Source organism: Enterobacter sp. BWH64 (genome assembly GCF_001037645.1).
GTDB classification, from domain to species: Bacteria; Pseudomonadota; Gammaproteobacteria; order Enterobacterales; family Enterobacteriaceae; genus Enterobacter; species Enterobacter hormaechei_C.
The window spans coordinates 4,372,683-4,388,346 of record NZ_KQ089922.1 but is presented as its reverse complement, the minus strand read 5'-3'; the positions used below and the strand labels follow the sequence as shown (position 1 = coordinate 4,388,346).

Genomic DNA, 15,664 nt, shown 5'->3' with positions numbered 1-15,664 from the left:
CTCCCCGCCCTTTAGGGCGGGGAGGATGTCAACTATGAGTGTTGCCTGAAATGTCGCCAGCCCCCGGTACAGCAGAAGTATCTCGGGCTTTCTGCGTTTGCTCCTGGTGGGTATGGCCCCCGCAAGCGGGGGTTATTGCTAACTGGGTAATGACTCAAAATTATTGATAGTGTTTTATGTTCAGATAATGCCCGATGACTTTGTCATGCAGCTCCACCGATTTTGTGAGCGACAGCGACTTCCGTCCCAGCCGTGCCAGGTGCTGCCTCAGATTCAGGTTATGCCGCTCAATTCGCTGCGTATATCGCTTGCTGATTACGTGCAGCTTTCCCTTCAGGCGGGATTCATACAGCGGCCAGCCATCCGTCATCCATATCACCACGTCAAAGGGTGACAGCAGGCTCATAAGACGCCCCAGCGTCGCCATAGTGCGTTCACCGAATACGTGCGCAAACCGTCTTCCGGAGCCTGTCATACGCGTAAAACAGCCAGCGCTGGCGCGATTTAGCCCCGACGTATCCCCACTGTTCGTCCATTTCCGCGCAGACGATGACGTCACTGCCCGGCTGTATGCGCGAGGTTACCGACTGCGGCCTGAGTTTTTTAAGTGACGTAAAATCGTGTTGAGGCCAACGCCCATAATGCGGGCGGTTGCCCGGCATCCAACGCCATTCATGGCCATATCAATGATTTTCTGGTGCGTACCGGGTTGAGAAGCGGTGTAAGTGAACTGCAGTTGCCATGTTTTACGGCAGTGAGAGCAGAGATAGCGCTGATGTCCGGCGGTGCTTTTGCCGTTACGCACCACCCCGTCAGTAGCTGAACAGGAGGGACAGCTGATAGAAACAGAAGCCACTGGAGCACCTCAAAAACACCATCATACACTAAATCATTAAGTTGGCAGCATCACCGATTTTTTAAACATATAAAATACCATCAATGAAGTGATTAAGAAGTTATAGAGTAACAGAGAATTAATAAGATTCTTTTCTCTGAGACGCCAGAATATTTGTTCTGGCGTCTGATTTTGAGTTTATTTGACTAATGAAAATAGATCATTGAGTGATTCGCTCATCGACGGATGAGTAAATATCTGATCGCGTAATATGCTATAAGGCAGCCCGGCATCCATCACCATTTTCACTATATTGATCATCTCGTGGGAGTCAATACACAGCAGTGATGCCCCTAATATACGTTGGGTTTTATTATCAACAATCGCTTTTAATACCCCACGGGTATCGTTCATCACTCTGGCGCGCGGAATTGCAGCTACAGGCAATGTCACCACCTGAATATCAGCACCACTCTCTCTGGCTTGTTCTTCTGTCATACCAACCCTGGACAGGGGCGGTGTCATAAATACGGAATAAGGCACATTTTTCCGATCATCAGTACTACGTTTGCCTTCACCCAGTAACTCATCACGTACAATGCGGTAATCATCCAGTGATATGTAAGTAAATTGCAGCCCGCCGGTAACATCTCCCATCGCCCAAATATTGTCTGCGGTGGTATGTAATCGCTTGTCAACGACAATTGCCCCGCGCTCGTTTACTGCGATACCGGCATTTTCTGGATGTAACGAAGCGGTAGCCGGTTGACGACCGGAAGCTATTAACAGTGCATCCACCGCCAGTTGGGCGTGCTCGCTATGCACTTGCACTTGATTTTCATGGTGACTGATTCGCTCCACATGGGCATTGAGGATAATATCGACGCCCTGATCGCGTAAAATCGTCGCGATATTATCAGCAATATCCCGATCTTCCCGAGGCAAAAACAGCGAAGCTGCCTCTAAAATGGTTACTTTGCTGCCAAAATTAGCGAACATAGAGGCGAACTCAACGCCAATATATCCGCCGCCCAAAATACCTAAATGCCCAGGCAATTCTTTTAGATTAAGTAATCCGGTGCTGTCATCTACACCAGGCGTGGTGGTAATTCCAGGAATTGGCGGAACCACGGCTTGTGCACCGGTATTAATAAAAATTTTCTCGCCATGAATCTCCAAATTTCCCTCAGGCCGATGAACACGCAGGCTATGATTATTGATAAACTCCGCCTGGCCGTCGATCACGTCGATATTGGGCATATCCGCAAGATTATGAAAATTCTTATTACGTAAAAAATTAACCACTTCATTTTTACGCTGTATGGCACGGACAAAATCTGTGTGCTGCTGTGCGTCATGAACCAATGTTTTGGTTGGGATACAGCCGATATTAATACAGGTCCCGCCATACATTGCATTTGATTGTTCGATGAGAGCCACACGCCAACCTGCTTTTGCCAGCGTGACGGCTAATGTTTTTCCAGCCTTGCCAAAACCAATAATAACTGCCTGATATTTATTCATGATGATTTCCTGTCGAAACGCGTTCATTTGACATCATGACTATAGACGCAAAAGGTGATGCTGCCAACTTACTGATTTAGTGTATGATGGTGTTTTTGAGGTGCTCCAGTGGCTTCTGTTTGGCTTTGTTGAATAAATCGAACTTTTGCTGAGTTGAAGGATCAGATCACGCATCTTCCCGACAACGCAGACCGTTCCGTGGCAAAGCAAAAGTTCAAAATCACCAACTGGCCCACCTACAATAAAGCCCTCATCAACCGTGGCTCCATAACTTTCTGGCTGGATGATGAAGCTATTCAGGCCTGGTATGAGTCGGCAACGCCTTCATCACGGGGAAGACCTCAGCGCTATTCTGATCTCGCCATCACCACCGTTCTGGTCATTAAACGCGTGTTCAGGTTGACCCTGCGGGCTGCACAGGGTTTTATTGATTCCATTTTTACACTGATGAATGTTCCGTTGCGCTGCCCGGATTACACCAGTGTCAGCAAGCGCGCAAAGTCGGTTAATGTCAGTTTCAAAACGCCCACCCGGGGTGAAATCGCGCATCTGGTGATTGATTCCACCGGGCTGAAGGTCTTTGGTGAAGGCGAATGGAAAGTCAAAAAACATGGCCAGGAACGCCGCCGTATCTGGCGAAAGTTGCATCTGGCAGTTGACAGCAACACACATGAAATCATCTGTGCAGACCTGTCGCTGAACAATGTGACGGACTCAGAAGCCTTCCCGGGTCTTATCCGGCAGACTCACAGAAAAATCAGGGCAGCATCGGCAGACGGCGCTTACGACACCCGGCTCTGTCACGATGAACTGCGGCGTAAGAAAATCAGCGCGCTTATCCCGCCCCGAAAAGGCGCGGGTTACTGGCCCGGTGAATATGCAGACCGTAACCGTGCTGTTGCGAATCAGCGGCTGACCGGGAGTAATGCGCGGTGGAAATGGACAACAGATTATAACCGTCGCTCGATAGCGGAAACGGCGATGTACCGGGTAAAACAGCTGTTCGGAGGTTCACTGACACTGCGTGACTACGATGGTCAGGTTGCAGAGGCTATGGCCCTGGTACGAGCGCTGAACAAAATGACGAAAGCAGGTATGCCTGAAAGCGTGCGTATTGCCTGAAAACACAACCCGCTACGGGGGAGACTTACCCGAAATCTGATTTATTCAACAAAGCCATCTTTGCATCATGGTTCCGTGATGCAGAGCCAGACGTTGTCACAAATGCCGAGAACATTCATTTTCTGTGGTCTTGCCTCGACGATACCCAGAGAGAGACTGTACTTGATGAGTTGCACGATGTCTTACTTGAAAGACATATTCGTATTGACAGCCGTATTGCGATTATTACCCGTTTTCATAATGAGTTGTCGTTTATTGAACCTGAGAAGGCCGTTGAACGCAGGGCTATTGCGGCGCTGTTTAGCGCTTCTGTTGATAATGTATTATTGTCTCAATGGCTTGACCGTCAGACGTTTTCATTTTCATCATGGTCTCCGGAGGACGCCCGTACGGCAACGAGTTGTATAATGAATAACTCGGAGATTTTTCCTCTCATCTGCAGGAATTCACAGTATATTAAAAACAGAATGTTACCAGAGAAAGCGGACGTTACAGAAGATAGTGATACGTTTCCGGACTGAGTTCGTTCTTTAAATCCTATACCTGAAGACCACAGCGGTGGTCTTTGGGAGTTTTTTTATTGCCTGATATACATTAAGCATGTTATATCTTGCTAAGAAATAATCATTCAGGGATTAATCATAACTACTGAAGTTATGTTGTGTTCTTTTCTTTTAAAAATAAATTATTCAGATTTATTTTCTATTGATTTAATGAGGTAGGGAATGACAGAAAGTGCTTTGCTTTTGCGAGAGGCATTTAATGAATCGGTTAACTATATGACATGGTCTTTTTATTCACTGATAACTGCTTACGTTTCGATGGCTTTTTATGATAGAGTTGAGGTTAAGACCCGAATAAATAATTATCTGAATAAGTTACTTTTCGTGATTGCTATGTCCGTTTTTATCCCAAATATGTACTTTGTTTCAATGGTGTTCAGTCAGAAGTTAGGCACCGCAGCTGGCGTTGCGTCATTCATTATTGGGCTACTTTTCATGATGTTAAACTCGGCACCTGTAATTACTGGTATCGTACAGCAGCGCAAAGATTGAGTTTTATGAGTATAGTCAGTTGGGTTTTCATCTGTTTTATCAGACTTAGAAAAATGAAATCTTTCAATTCATTGATTTTAAACGCAAAAAAAATTTCTAAATGATCAGAATTATAGGGTGCTCGCTCTGTTCGATCACCGAACATGAAGGCCGTATTATTCAGAGCCGTTCCGAAGAGTCGATTGTTAACGAGATCGAAGCGATTCGCGACACGGTGCCGGGCTTTACCGGCGTGATCTCCGATCTGGGTGGTCCAACGGCCAACATGTACATGCTGCGCTGTAAATCGCCGCGCGCCGAGCAGACCTGCCGTCGTCTCTCCTGCGTCTATCCGAGCATTTGCGAGCATATGGACACCAACCACGAGCCGACTATCAATCTTTACCGTCGCGCCCGTGACCTGAAAGGCATCAAGAAGATCCTGATCGCCTCCGGCGTGCGTTACGACATTGCGGTGGAAGATCCGCGCTACATCAAAGAGCTGGCGACGCACCACGTTGGCGGTTATCTGAAGATCGCCCCGGAGCACACCGAAGAAGGCCCGCTGTCCAAAATGATGAAGCCAGGCATGGGCAGCTATGACCGCTTTAAACAGCTGTTTGATACCTATTCAAAACAGGCGGGAAAAGAGCAGTATCTGATCCCATATTTCATCTCCGCACACCCCGGCACCCGTGATGAAGACATGGTGAACCTGGCGCTGTGGCTGAAGCAGCGTCGATTCCGTCTGGATCAGGTGCAGAACTTCTATCCGTCGCCGCTCGCCAACTCGACGACCATGTATTACACCGGCAAAAACCCGCTGAGTAAGATTGGTTATAAGAGCGAAGACGTGGTGGTGCCGAAAGGGGATAAACAGCGCCGTCTGCATAAAGCGCTGCTGCGTTATCACGATCCGAAGAACTGGCCGCTGATCCGTCAGGCGCTGGAAGAGATGGGGAAAAAGCACCTGATCGGCTCGCGTCGTGATTGCCTGGTGCCAGCGCCAACGCTGGAAGAGATGCGCGAAGCGCGCCGCCAGAACCGCAACACGCGCCCGGCGCTGACCAAGCACACGCCTATTGCGCATCAGCGTTCGAACGGTGTTGCGGGAACGAAGAAGAACGTAAAACGTAAGACCGGTTAAACCTGTAACAATGCCCGGTGGCGCTGCGCTTACCGGGCCTACAGGTCTAACCCTCTCCCCTCCGGGGAGAGGGCAGGGTGAGGGGATTACCCGCCAAACTGATCCGGGTCCGGCCCAAGCCGTTTGCCCTGATCCAGCTTCGCAATTTCACCCAGCTCGTCTTTATCCAGGCGGAAATCCCAGACGTCGAAGTTCTCGGCGATACGCGATGGCGTGACCGATTTCGGGATCACCACCAGACCGCTATCCAGATGCCAGCGAATGACGATCTGCGCCGGGGTTTTACCGTACTTATCCGCCAGTTCACGGATGATTTTCTGGTCAAACACCCCTTCGCCGCCCTGAGCCAACGGGCTCCAGGATTCGGTCTGGATCTTGTGCGTGGCGTTCCATGAATGAAGCTGGCGCTGCTGCATCAGCGGATGCAGCTCAATCTGGTTAATCACCGGCGCGACGCCCGTTTCATCAATCAGGCGTTGCAGATGATGAACCTGGAAATTACAGACGCCGATGCTTTTTATCAGCCCCTCTTTTTGCAGTTCAATCATCCCTTTCCAGGCATCAACGTAATGGTCGATAGCCGGTACCGGCCAGTGCATGAGATAAAGATCGACGAAATCGAGCTGGAGTTTCTCCAGACTCTCCTGCAACGCTTCGCGGGGACGCTTTTGATCGTCGTTCCACAGCTTGGTGGTGATGAAAAGCTCATCCCGGGGAACGCCGGCGCTGGTAAGCGCTTTTCCCACGCCGTCCTCGTTTTTATAGGCGGCGGCGGTATCGATGGACCGATAGCCGACTTCCAGGGCTTTATGAATGGCGGAGACGACCTCGTCGTTACCGGCTTTCCATACACCTAGCCCCAGCTGGGGCATCACGTTGCCGTCCTGTAGCTTGATTACGGTTTGGTTTGCCATTTTTCCTCCTTCAGGTGCTCATCGCCGGAGGGAACCTCCGACGATGTGATGTGCATTAAGTCTGGACGAAATGTCAAAAAACGAAAGTCAGGATCCTAAAAACGCTTAGCGTGCCGCTTCGTAAATACGACGGCTGACGTCCAGGGTGATGTCGCCATGCTCGCCGATCTGCGTCATACCGTGTGCTTCCAGTTTCGCCAGCAGGGCAGGGATGGAGCTGCCGTCCAGGCCGTAGCCAGAGAGACGCGTTGGCACGCCCAGGCTTTCAAAGAAGTGACGGGTGGCTTCAATCGCGGCATCGATACGCGCATCGTCGGAACCGTCGGTGATGTTCCACACGCGTTCGGCGTACTGGAGCAGTTTGGCGCGTTTAGCGTCACGTTTTTCGTTCCACAGCGCAGGCAGAACCACCGCCAGCGTCTGGGCGTGATCCAGGCCGTGCATCGCCGTTAGCTCGTGACCGAGCATATGAGTAGCCCAGTCCTGCGGCACGCCTGCGCCGATCAGGCCGTTCAGCGCCTGGGTGGCAGCCCACATCACGTTGGCACGCACGTCGTAATTTTCAGGCTCTTTCAGCGCTTTTGGACCTTCTTCAATCAGCGTCAGCAGAATGCCTTCCGCGAAACGATCCTGAATTTTGGCGTTTACCGGGTAAGTAACGTACTGCTCAACGGTGTGAACAAAGGCATCGACCACGCCGTTCGCCACCTGACGCGCAGGCAGGGTATAGGTGTAAACCGGATCGAGGATCGCGAACACGGGCTGAACGTGTTCGTTCATAAAGGCCTGCTTGTCACCGGTGGTTTTACGAGAGATGACCGCGCCTTTGTTGGACTCTGATCCGGTGGCCGGCAGCGTCAGCACGGAGCCCATCGGGATCGCACTGCTGATGTCGCTGCCGCCCGTTTCCAGAATATGCCACGGGTCGATGCCGTCAGCGTAATGGGCCGCCGCCGCGATGAATTTGGTGCCGTCCAGCACGGAACCGCCGCCCACCGCCAGCAGGAAGGTGATTTGCTCCTCACGGGCGATTTTTACCGCGTTCATCAGCGTTTCATAAGACGGGTTAGGCTCGATACCGCCGAACTCGCGCACGTCCAGACCTTCCAGAGCGCTGTACACCTGATCCAGTACGCCGGTTTTTTTCACGCTGCCGCCGCCGTAGGTGATCAGCACGCGGGCGTCAGCGGGGATTTGCGCGCGCAGGTCGGCGATGGCGTCTTTACCAAACAGAATGCGGGTTGGGGTATGAAGATTAAAGTTGTTCATGGCTTGTTCCCTGTAGTGGGTAAAAAATCGTGGTGGCGCCGAAGGCAACCTGATGCTGCTCATTGTGGCGGGCAGGCGCTATCCTCTCAATGCACATTCCTGCCGATGTCTTGCCCATTTCTACAGCGCGCTGGAGAAACGGTAAGAAAATGCGCACACTGTCAGCGTCGGAAACCGTACCCGGAGTAACTGAAAATGAACCGTGATGCCATCTGCCGCCAGCTAACGTCGCAGATTAAAAGACTGATAGATAACGGAAATGATTCGGCTGAGCTGTTGCCGGATATCCGATTGCTGTACGGTACCCAGCCCGGGACGCGCACCCCGGTGATGTATCAGCCCGGCATCGTGTTTCTCTTTTCTGGCCATAAGATTGGCTATATCAATGAGCGCGTGTTCCGTTACGACACCAATGAATATCTGCTTCTGACAGTACCTTTACCCTTCGAATGTGAAACTTTCGCGACAGAGGAGGTACCGCTGGCCGGGATCCGCGTTAACGTCGACATCCTCCAGTTGCAGGAGCTGCTGATGGAGATTGGGGAGGACGAACTTTTCCGGCCGTCAATGGCGGCAAGCGGTATCAACTCCGCGACCCTGTCGGAGGAAATTCTCTGCGCGATTGAACGCCTGTTAGACGTGATGGAAAGGCCGCTGGATGCGCGTATTCTCGGAAAACAGATTATCCGCGAAATTCTTTACCATGTGCTGCTGGGACCGGGCGGCGGGGCGCTGCTGGCGCTGGTAAGCCGGCAAACGCACTTCAGCCTGATTAGCCGCGTGCTGAAGCGCATCGAGAGCCAGTACACGGAAAACCTCAGCGTTGACCAGCTGGCGGCGGAAGCCAATATGAGCGTCTCGGCGTTTCACCATAACTTTAAATCTGTCACCAGCACGTCACCGTTGCAGTACCTCAAAACCTACCGTCTGCATAAGGCGCGGATGCTGATGATCCACGATGGCATGAAGGCCAGCGCCGCGGCGATGCGGGTCGGGTATGAAAGCGCGTCGCAGTTTAGTCGGGAGTTTAAGCGCTACTTCGGCGTCACGCCGGGGGAAGATGCGTCACGTATAAGAACCATGCAGGGAGCCTGAGGGGAAACGGAGGCCGGGTAAGCGGTAGCGCCACCCGGCTTTTATTTATGCGCTGCAATACTTTTTCTTAATCACCACCGCAATGGTACCCACCAGCCCTGCAACCAGCAGGAAAATCGGCAGGATCATCAGGAAGGTCATCACCTGGTCTTCATGGCGCTTAACAAAGGGGATCATATTCAGCGCGTAGCCGAGCGTGGTGACCACGCCTACCCAGAGCAGGGCGCTCAGCCAGTTGAAGAACTGAAAGCGGCGGTTAGAGAGGCCTGAAATACCCGCCATGGTAGGCAACAGGGTACGAACAAACGCCAGAAAACGCCCGGCAAGTAACGCCAGCAGGCCGTGACGGTCAAACATGCAGGTCGCGCGCTGGTGATATTTATGCGGCAGCTGCGCCAGCCAGCCTTTCACCACGCGAGTGTTTCCAAGCCAGCGCCCTTGCAGGTAGCTCAGCCAACAGCCGAGACTGGCCGCAGAGGTGAGGATCACCATTGTCGGTGCGAAGTCCATCACGCCCTTGCCGATTAACGCCCCTGCGAGCAGGAGCAGGCTGTCACCGGGTAAAAATGAGGCTGGCAGTAATCCATTTTCCAGAAACAGCGTCGCGAACATCACGAAATAGACAATCCCGACGACATGCGGGTCCGCCAGCGCGGCAAAATCGTGTTGCCAGAGCGCCGTGATGATATTTTGAATAACAGCCATGGACTTTCCTGTGGAACAGCAGATATAACGCTATTGTACTCCCAATTTTGCCTGTCGGGGTTGATCGCAGGCGCATCTCATACAGACTTTTCTGCTTGCGGTGTTCAGAATAGCGTCCGGGGAGTACATTTCAGCCAGCACTTTACACGATGCGCTCAAATCCTGCCGATAAATCCGCAATTAAATCGTCCACATTTTCCAGCCCGATATGCAGGCGGATTAAGGTCCCCTCGAAGTCCACCTCGCCGCCCGGGCGCAGGGCCGCAATCTGCTCCGGCTGGTTGGGCAGGATCAGCGATTCAAACCCACCCCATGAATAGGCCATGCTGAAGAGGGTAAAGTTATCCAGATAGCTTGCCAGTTCGGCGTCATTCAGGCGCTTTTTAAGAACAAATGAGAACAACCCGCTGCTGCCCGTAAAGTCACGTTGCCAGTATTCGTGGCCCTTGCTGCCCGGCAGCGCCGGATGGTTAACGCGCTCCACCTGCGGATGCAGCGCCAGCCACTGTGCAATTTGCAGGCTGCTTTCGTGATGCTGACGCAAACGCACGCCGAGCGTACGGATGCCCCGGCTGGTCATGTAGGCGGTATCAGCATCCACCATCTGGCCCATCAGGTAGGCGTTTTCACGCAATTGATCCCAGCAGCGGGCGTTAGATACCGCCGTACCGATCATGCCGTCGGAATGGCCAATCAGGTATTTGGTCGCCGCCTGAATGGAGATATCGATGTCAAATTCCAGGGCTTTAAACAGCACACCTGCCGCCCAGGTGTTGTCGATCATGATGATCGCTTCCGGCGCTATGCTGCGCACCGCCTTCACGATGGCCGGGACGTCATGCACTTCCATGGTGATGGAGCCGGGAGATTCCAGGAACACAACGCGCGTGTTGGGCTGAATAAGCCCGGCAATACCGGCCCCAATCAGCGGATCGAACCAGCTGGTGGTGACGCCGAGCTTGCTGAGTATTTTGGTGCAGAAGTCCTGGCTTGGCTCGTAGGCGGTATTGGTCATCAGGACGTGGTCACCCTGTTCCACAAACGCCAGAATGGTATTGGCGACCGCCGCCGCGCCGCACGGGAACAGCGCGCAGCCCGCGCCGCCCTCCAGTTCACACATGGCTTCCTGCAACGAGAAATGGGTTAACGTGCCACGACGACCGTAAAACAGCCCGCCCTTCGCGCGATTACGCGTAGCGATTTTTTTATCTTCAACGGTATCAAACACCAGCGAGGAGGCGCGCTGGATGACGCTGTTGACCGAGCCCTGCGTGTATTTCTTACTGCGTCCTGCCTGCACCAGCGTGGTCTCAAGCTGCTTTTTAGTCATGTTCGCTAACCCTATTTTTATACGTCTGGACGTCCAGACTACCACGATTGTCAGAATGTGCATCCGGATGCTTATCGAATAAGCAGAAAATATTATCAAAAATTCGCATAAGAAATTTTTACTGCGTAAGCGCAAGGAAAGTGAGCGAAAATTACGGCACTATGTAAATACTAATGAGAACTACTATCAATTCGACGACGTTTTGATATTATTACGTTCAGATTTTGTGATTTGCGTCCTGGAGATACAGAGTGGGTAATAATTTGATGCAGACGGATCTCTCCGTTTGGGGCATGTATCAACATGCTGACATCGTAGTTAAGATTGTGATGATCGGCCTGATTCTGGCGTCCGTGATCACCTGGGCTATCTTCTTCAGCAAGAGCGCCGAACTTCTTTCACAAAAACGCCGCCTCAAGCGTGAGCAGAAGCAGCTGGCGGAAGCCCGCTCTCTGGATCAGGCTTCTGATATCACCTCATCCTTCCATGCGAAAAGTTTGACTACCCTGTTAGTGAATGAAGCGCAGAACGAGCTGGAACTCTCCGCAGGCAGTGAAGATAACGAAGGCATTAAAGAGCGTACCGGCTTCCGTCTGGAGCGTCGCGTTGCGGCCGTGGGTCGTCATATGGGCCGCGGTAACGGCTACCTGGCGACTATCGGCGCCATCTCCCCGTTCGTCGGCCTGTTCGGTACCGTCTGGGGCATCATGAACAGCTTTATCGGTATTGCCCAGACGCAGACCACTAACCTTGCGGTCGTCGCGCCGGGTATCGCAGAAGCGCTGCTGGCCACGGCTATCGGTCTGGTTGCCGCTATCCCGGCGGTTGTTATCTATAACATCTTCGCGCGCATGATTGGCAGTTATAAAGCCACACTGGGTGACGTTGCCGCGCAGGTTCTGCTGCTGCAAAGCCGCGATCTGGACCTGAACGCCAGCGCCGTTAAACCGGTACATGCGGCGTCCAAACTGCGCGTAGGTTGATTGTATGGCAATGCGTCTTAATGAAAATCTGGACGATAACGGTGAAATGCATGAGATCAACGTGACGCCGTTTATCGACGTCATGCTGGTTCTGCTGATTATCTTTATGGTTGCCGCACCGCTGGCGACGGTGGACGTGAAGGTGAATCTGCCTGCGTCCTCCAGCCAGCCGCAGCCGCGTCCGGAAAAGCCTATATACCTGTCCGTGAAGGCCGATAAGTCCATGTTCCTGGGCAACGATCCGGTAACGGATGCCTCGGTTATTCCGGCGCTGGACCAGCTGACCGGCGGCAAGAAAGACACCACCGTCTTCTTCCGCGCGGATAAAACCGTCGATTATGAAACCATGATGAAGGTAATGGACACGCTGCATCAGGCGGGATACCTGAAGATTGGTCTGGTCGGCGAAGAGAAAGCGGCCGCGAAGTAAAACGAAGGCTTTTGCAGCCTTCCCTGCCGGGTGGCGGCGTCGCCTTACCCGGCCTGCATTCCGCAACAATCATTGTTGACTCACACTGAAGGCGCCGTCGGCGCCTCTTCATCAAGCGCTACACAGGTCACGTTTGAAGTTCGGTAATGACCTTCCGAGAGTTTACGGGTCAGGCGCAGGGTGGCTGTCTCGCGTGCCAGCAGGTACTGATAGTTCGCCTCCAGTCGCCCGAGGATCTTCTCTTTAAGCTCAGGGCGCTGTTCAATAATGGCGTTCATCACCGCGCCGTAAATCTCCTCCTTGGCCTGCAAGGCGTAAATCTCCCGACGATTCTGCCATTTCAGGCGCACCAGCGTGGCCGGAATCGAAACCAAATCCTGCGTAATTCGCGTCATCTCGTCATTTTTTATCTTTTTCAGGGCGTCGAGATTCTGCTTTAAGATAAATCCATCGCTTTTCTTATCATCTAAAGTCAAATAAACGTTATTACCGCTGTCATCATTCACGTTAATCTTCCCCCAGGTTATAAAAAATGGGATTGTTTTTTTCACGCGTAATTAAATTAAGCCAAATTTCATTGCCGGCCTCATTTATTTGCTGCGTTTTCTCGGTCATTATTTGACTGAGCCTCTGGGCGTCTATTTCCCCTTCGGCCTGTAAATCATTCAGCAGATGAACTAAGGCTTCAATCTTGATGGCGCGAAATAAACGCTCTTTTAAATGGCGATCGTGCTCTTCCAGCACCATATTACGGGATTTGCCGGTGCGTGAAACACCAATTAATATGTCGGCTTCATAGTCGGAGAGTTTTCTTTTTCCTTGAGTGAAATTCGCCTCTTTATCTGCTTCCGTCGAAGGCTGTTCCACAGGCGTAATGTGGTACTTTGCCGGGACAAGATTGTCGGGCAGCATTTTAATTTCCTTTAATTTCAAAAAAGGTGGGGGTGGAAAAAGGGTGAGATTCGTTGACAATAACATGAGGCAATTTTAAAATCAAAAAAAATGGAGCCTACCCATGAACAGCATTTTCTTTACGGTCATAACGTTACTATTACTGACCGCTGGCGTGCTTTTATTGATGCAAGAGTTAAATAAAACGAAAGCGTCAAAAGACGCCAGTGAACCGCCGCAGCCTGAATTGATGTCGAAAGAGGAGGGGGAAGATCATTTCTCCGTATTGATGAACGCCGTGACGCCGGTCTGGTACTGGCGGGTAAATCACGAATATATCGATTTTCTCCATGCGACAATTAAGCGAATGAAAATGGCTGAAATTAATGATACGCCCGGCCTGTTCGACGCGCAGCGCCGTTGTAGCGACCTTAATTCGGCGGTTTATAAATATTACGACAATATCAAAAAGCGCTGTCTGAATGGCGAGAAGGTGTCGTACTCCGATTTAGACGTATTAAATCTGCGCCAGTGTTTTCGCGAGTTTAGCCTGGAAGCCTACCCGGAACTGGTCGCGCTGGTCTGGCCGGAGTATGCGCGTCCGGATGTGGATCCCAACGAGGTATAGTTGAGATATACTGAGCGCTGGTTTCGTTTGCAGACAGGATTTTATGGAACGCTTCTTTGAAAACGCAATGTATGCCTCTCGCTGGCTGCTCGCACCCGTCTATTTTGGTCTCTCCCTGGCGCTGGTCGCCCTGACGATCAAGTTCTTCCAGGAGATATTTCACGTCCTGCCAAACATTTTCTCCGTGGCAGAAGCCGATTTGATTCTGGTTCTGCTGTCGCTGGTGGATATGACGCTGGTGGGGGGGTTACTGGTGATGGTGATGTTCTCCGGTTATGAGAATTTCGTCTCTCAGCTTGATATCGCCGAGCACAAAGAAAAGCTCAACTGGCTGGGGAAAATGGATGCCTCATCGCTGAAGAATAAAGTCGCGGCGTCGATTGTGGCGATTTCGTCTATACACCTGTTACGCGTCTTTATGGACGCGAAAAACGTCCCGGATAATAAGCTGATGTGGTATGTGATTATCCACCTGACGTTTGTGCTGTCGGCGTTTGTGATGGGGTATCTGGATAAGATCAGTAAGAAATAAATCCACCACGCCCCTCACCCTAACCCCCTCCCCGGAGGGGAGAGGGACAGGGTGAGGGCAGCAGGCCGCACTATTTATTTATCCGACGACGCCTGCCACAAATTCAGCTCACCATCCGCAACGTGCTGGTCAATCCGCGTCAGTTCATCTTCGCTAAAGCGCAGGTTATTCAGCGCCTGAACGTTCTCTTCCAGCTGCTCCGGGCGGCTCGCGCCAATCAGCACCGACGTTACACGCTCATCTTTCAACAGCCAGCTTAGCGCCATCTGCGCCATCGTCTGCCCGCGCGCGTGCGCCATCTCGTTCAGCAAACGAAGGCTGCTCAGGTTGGCTTCCGTCAGCATTTTCTCCGTCAGGCCGCGCACTTTTTTCCCTTCGCGTTGCATACGTGAACCGTCCGGAATACCGTTCAGGTATTTTCCGGTGAGCAGGCCCTGTGCCAGCGGGGTAAAGGCGATACAGCCCGTTCCGTTTTTCTCCAGCGCGTCCAGCAGGCCGGTCTTGTCGACCCAGCGGTTAAGCAGGTTGTAAGACGGCTGGTGGATCAAAAGCGGGATCTTCCACTCGCGCAGCAATTCGGCCATTACCGCCGTGCGTTCCGTGGAGTAGGACGAAATGCCGACGTACAGCGCTTTTCCGCTCTGCACCGCGTGCGCCAGCGCGGAGGCGGTCTCTTCCATCGGCGTGTTTTCGTCTACGCGGTGAGAATAGAAAATATCCACATACTCCACACCCATGCGTTTCAGGCTCTGGTCGAGGCTGGCGAGCAGGTATTTACGTGAACCGCCCGAACCATACGGCCCTGGCCACATGTCGTAGCCCGCTTTGGTGGAGATGATCAGCTCGTCACGATACCCGGCAAAATCCTCCCGCAGCAGACGGCCAAAATTCTCTTCAGCGCTGCCCGGTGGGGGGCCGTAGTTGTTGGCAAGGTCAAAGTGGGTAATACCGAGATCGAAGGCCTTACGCAGCAGCGAGCGCTGGGAATCGAGCGGCTGAACGTGACCGAAGCTGTGCCACAGGCCTAGCGACAGTGCCGGTAAGCGCAGGCCGCTTTTGCCGCAGTATCGGTACTGCATGTTTTCGTATCGGCCGGTGTAAGGGTGCCAGGACATGATGTCTCCTTTCTTGTCGGTGAATTTTCGAAACAACGTTTTCATTCTATGCCGACTCGATAACAAAAAAGTATATTTTCTGCGGTATCTGCCGATAAAGAGGGTAGTAC

16 protein-coding genes and 2 pseudogenes are annotated in these 15,664 nt (G+C 52.2%); 8 read left to right on the top strand and 10 right to left on the bottom strand.

The genetic code is table 11. The annotated features are described in order from the left end of the window. Nucleotides 1-160 precede the first annotated feature (160 nt). From SK50_RS24225 to rclA, 3 genes and pseudogenes are all read right to left on the bottom strand, one after another. Nucleotides 161-536: pseudogene (locus tag SK50_RS24225) on the bottom strand (IS1 family transposase). A 44-nt stretch (nt 537-580) separates the two neighbouring features. Next, nucleotides 581-856, bottom strand: a complete 276-nt coding sequence (locus tag SK50_RS24220; RefSeq protein WP_000179213.1) for an IS1-like element transposase — start codon at nt 854-856, stop codon at nt 581-583. 177 nt (nt 857-1,033) lie between these two features. Next, nucleotides 1,034-2,359: a reactive chlorine resistance oxidoreductase RclA gene (gene rclA, locus SK50_RS20880; RefSeq protein WP_048229894.1), complete on the bottom strand. Its 1,326-nt coding sequence runs from the start codon at nt 2,357-2,359 to the stop codon at nt 1,034-1,036. Nucleotides 2,360-2,512: 153 nt separating this feature from the next. On the opposite strand from rclA, the gene SK50_RS20875 reads away from it, so the two are divergent. The 3 genes and pseudogenes from SK50_RS20875 to SK50_RS20865 form a co-directional block, all read left to right on the top strand. Beyond that, the gene (locus tag SK50_RS20875; protein ID WP_022649395.1) at nt 2,513-3,481 is read left to right on the top strand and encodes an IS5-like element IS903B family transposase; all 969 of its coding nucleotides are present in this window, start codon (nt 2,513-2,515) and stop codon (nt 3,479-3,481) included. A gap of 725 nt (nt 3,482-4,206) precedes the next feature. Further along, complete coding sequence (locus tag SK50_RS20870; RefSeq protein ID WP_000140246.1) at nt 4,207-4,536, top strand: hypothetical protein; 330 nt, start codon at nt 4,207-4,209, stop codon at nt 4,534-4,536. A 115-nt stretch (nt 4,537-4,651) separates the two neighbouring features. Further along, a pseudogene (locus SK50_RS20865) lies at nt 4,652-5,662 on the top strand (radical SAM protein); the annotation flags it as partial. Between the two features lie 86 nt (nt 5,663-5,748). On the opposite strand, the gene dkgA reads toward SK50_RS20865, so the two are convergent. Both dkgA and yqhD read right to left on the bottom strand, forming a co-directional pair. Next, nucleotides 5,749-6,576: a 2,5-didehydrogluconate reductase DkgA gene (gene dkgA, locus SK50_RS20860; RefSeq protein ID WP_032655034.1), complete on the bottom strand. Its 828-nt coding sequence runs from the start codon at nt 6,574-6,576 to the stop codon at nt 5,749-5,751. 105 nt (nt 6,577-6,681) lie between these two features. Further along, nucleotides 6,682-7,845, bottom strand: a complete 1,164-nt coding sequence (yqhD, locus tag SK50_RS20855; protein WP_023304422.1) for an alcohol dehydrogenase — start codon at nt 7,843-7,845, stop codon at nt 6,682-6,684. Between the two features lie 195 nt (nt 7,846-8,040). On the opposite strand from yqhD, the gene SK50_RS20850 reads away from it, so the two are divergent. After that, nucleotides 8,041-8,940, top strand: coding sequence for an AraC family transcriptional regulator (locus SK50_RS20850; RefSeq protein WP_017382749.1), 900 nt, complete (start codon nt 8,041-8,043; stop codon nt 8,938-8,940). A gap of 45 nt (nt 8,941-8,985) precedes the next feature. On the opposite strand, the gene yghB is transcribed toward SK50_RS20850, so the two are convergent. Further along, nucleotides 8,986-9,645: a DedA family general envelope maintenance protein YghB gene (yghB, locus tag SK50_RS20845; protein ID WP_015571869.1), complete on the bottom strand. Its 660-nt coding sequence runs from the start codon at nt 9,643-9,645 to the stop codon at nt 8,986-8,988. Between the two features lie 142 nt (nt 9,646-9,787). Further along, nucleotides 9,788-10,975, bottom strand: coding sequence for a cystathionine beta-lyase (gene metC / locus SK50_RS20840; RefSeq protein WP_003862484.1), 1,188 nt, complete (start codon nt 10,973-10,975; stop codon nt 9,788-9,790). A gap of 251 nt (nt 10,976-11,226) precedes the next feature. Here metC and exbB point away from each other — a divergent pair, with 251 nt between their 5' ends. Further along, entirely contained in the window at nt 11,227-11,958 is a 732-nt protein-coding gene (exbB, locus tag SK50_RS20835) for a tol-pal system-associated acyl-CoA thioesterase (protein WP_003862482.1), read from the top strand. A 4-nt stretch (nt 11,959-11,962) separates the two neighbouring features. After that, on the top strand, nt 11,963-12,388 hold the full coding sequence (exbD, locus tag SK50_RS20830; RefSeq protein ID WP_001251472.1) for a TonB system transport protein ExbD: 426 nt from the start codon (nt 11,963-11,965) through the stop codon (nt 12,386-12,388). An 80-nt stretch (nt 12,389-12,468) separates the two neighbouring features. On the opposite strand, the gene SK50_RS20825 is transcribed toward exbD, so the two are convergent. Continuing rightward, complete coding sequence (locus tag SK50_RS20825) at nt 12,469-12,894, bottom strand: hypothetical protein (RefSeq protein WP_045344000.1); 426 nt, start codon at nt 12,892-12,894, stop codon at nt 12,469-12,471. A 1-nt stretch (nt 12,895) separates the two neighbouring features. Then, the gene (locus SK50_RS20820) at nt 12,896-13,300 is read right to left on the bottom strand and encodes a hypothetical protein (protein WP_032655029.1); all 405 of its coding nucleotides are present in this window, start codon (nt 13,298-13,300) and stop codon (nt 12,896-12,898) included. Between the two features lie 103 nt (nt 13,301-13,403). On the opposite strand from SK50_RS20820, the gene SK50_RS20815 reads away from it, so the two are divergent. Together SK50_RS20815 and SK50_RS20810 are read left to right on the top strand one after the other, a co-directional pair. Continuing rightward, on the top strand, nt 13,404-13,907 hold the full coding sequence (locus SK50_RS20815) for an ESA_00282 family adhesion-associated protein (RefSeq protein WP_017692670.1): 504 nt from the start codon (nt 13,404-13,406) through the stop codon (nt 13,905-13,907). 43 nt (nt 13,908-13,950) lie between these two features. Continuing rightward, a complete protein-coding gene (locus SK50_RS20810) occupies nt 13,951-14,439 on the top strand; it encodes a TIGR00645 family protein (RefSeq protein ID WP_006811956.1) in 489 nt (162 codons plus the stop codon). Between the two features lie 74 nt (nt 14,440-14,513). On the opposite strand, the gene SK50_RS20805 is transcribed toward SK50_RS20810, so the two are convergent. Further along, nucleotides 14,514-15,554, bottom strand: coding sequence for an aldo/keto reductase (locus SK50_RS20805; RefSeq protein WP_045343997.1), 1,041 nt, complete (start codon nt 15,552-15,554; stop codon nt 14,514-14,516). Nucleotides 15,555-15,664: the final 110 nt, after the last annotated feature.

Excerpts from the sequence above, each read along its gene's own strand:
- rclA (WP_048229894.1), bottom strand. The coding sequence starts at position 2,359 with ATGAATAAATATCAGGCAGTTATTATTGGTTTTGGCAAGGCTGGAAAA.
- SK50_RS20870 (WP_000140246.1), top strand. The coding sequence starts at position 4,207 with ATGACAGAAAGTGCTTTGCTTTTGCGAGAGGCATTTAATGAATCGGTT.
- dkgA (WP_032655034.1), bottom strand. The coding sequence starts at position 6,576 with ATGGCAAACCAAACCGTAATCAAGCTACAGGACGGCAACGTGATGCCC.
- yqhD (WP_023304422.1), bottom strand. The coding sequence starts at position 7,845 with ATGAACAACTTTAATCTTCATACCCCAACCCGCATTCTGTTTGGTAAA.
- SK50_RS20850 (WP_017382749.1), top strand. The coding sequence starts at position 8,041 with ATGAACCGTGATGCCATCTGCCGCCAGCTAACGTCGCAGATTAAAAGA.
- yghB (WP_015571869.1), bottom strand. The coding sequence starts at position 9,645 with ATGGCTGTTATTCAAAATATCATCACGGCGCTCTGGCAACACGATTTT.
- metC (WP_003862484.1), bottom strand. The coding sequence starts at position 10,975 with ATGACTAAAAAGCAGCTTGAGACCACGCTGGTGCAGGCAGGACGCAGT.
- exbD (WP_001251472.1), top strand. The coding sequence starts at position 11,963 with ATGGCAATGCGTCTTAATGAAAATCTGGACGATAACGGTGAAATGCAT.
- SK50_RS20820 (WP_032655029.1), bottom strand. The coding sequence starts at position 13,300 with ATGCTGCCCGACAATCTTGTCCCGGCAAAGTACCACATTACGCCTGTG.
- SK50_RS20815 (WP_017692670.1), top strand. The coding sequence starts at position 13,404 with ATGAACAGCATTTTCTTTACGGTCATAACGTTACTATTACTGACCGCT.
- SK50_RS20810 (WP_006811956.1), top strand. The coding sequence starts at position 13,951 with ATGGAACGCTTCTTTGAAAACGCAATGTATGCCTCTCGCTGGCTGCTC.
- SK50_RS20805 (WP_045343997.1), bottom strand. The coding sequence starts at position 15,554 with ATGTCCTGGCACCCTTACACCGGCCGATACGAAAACATGCAGTACCGA.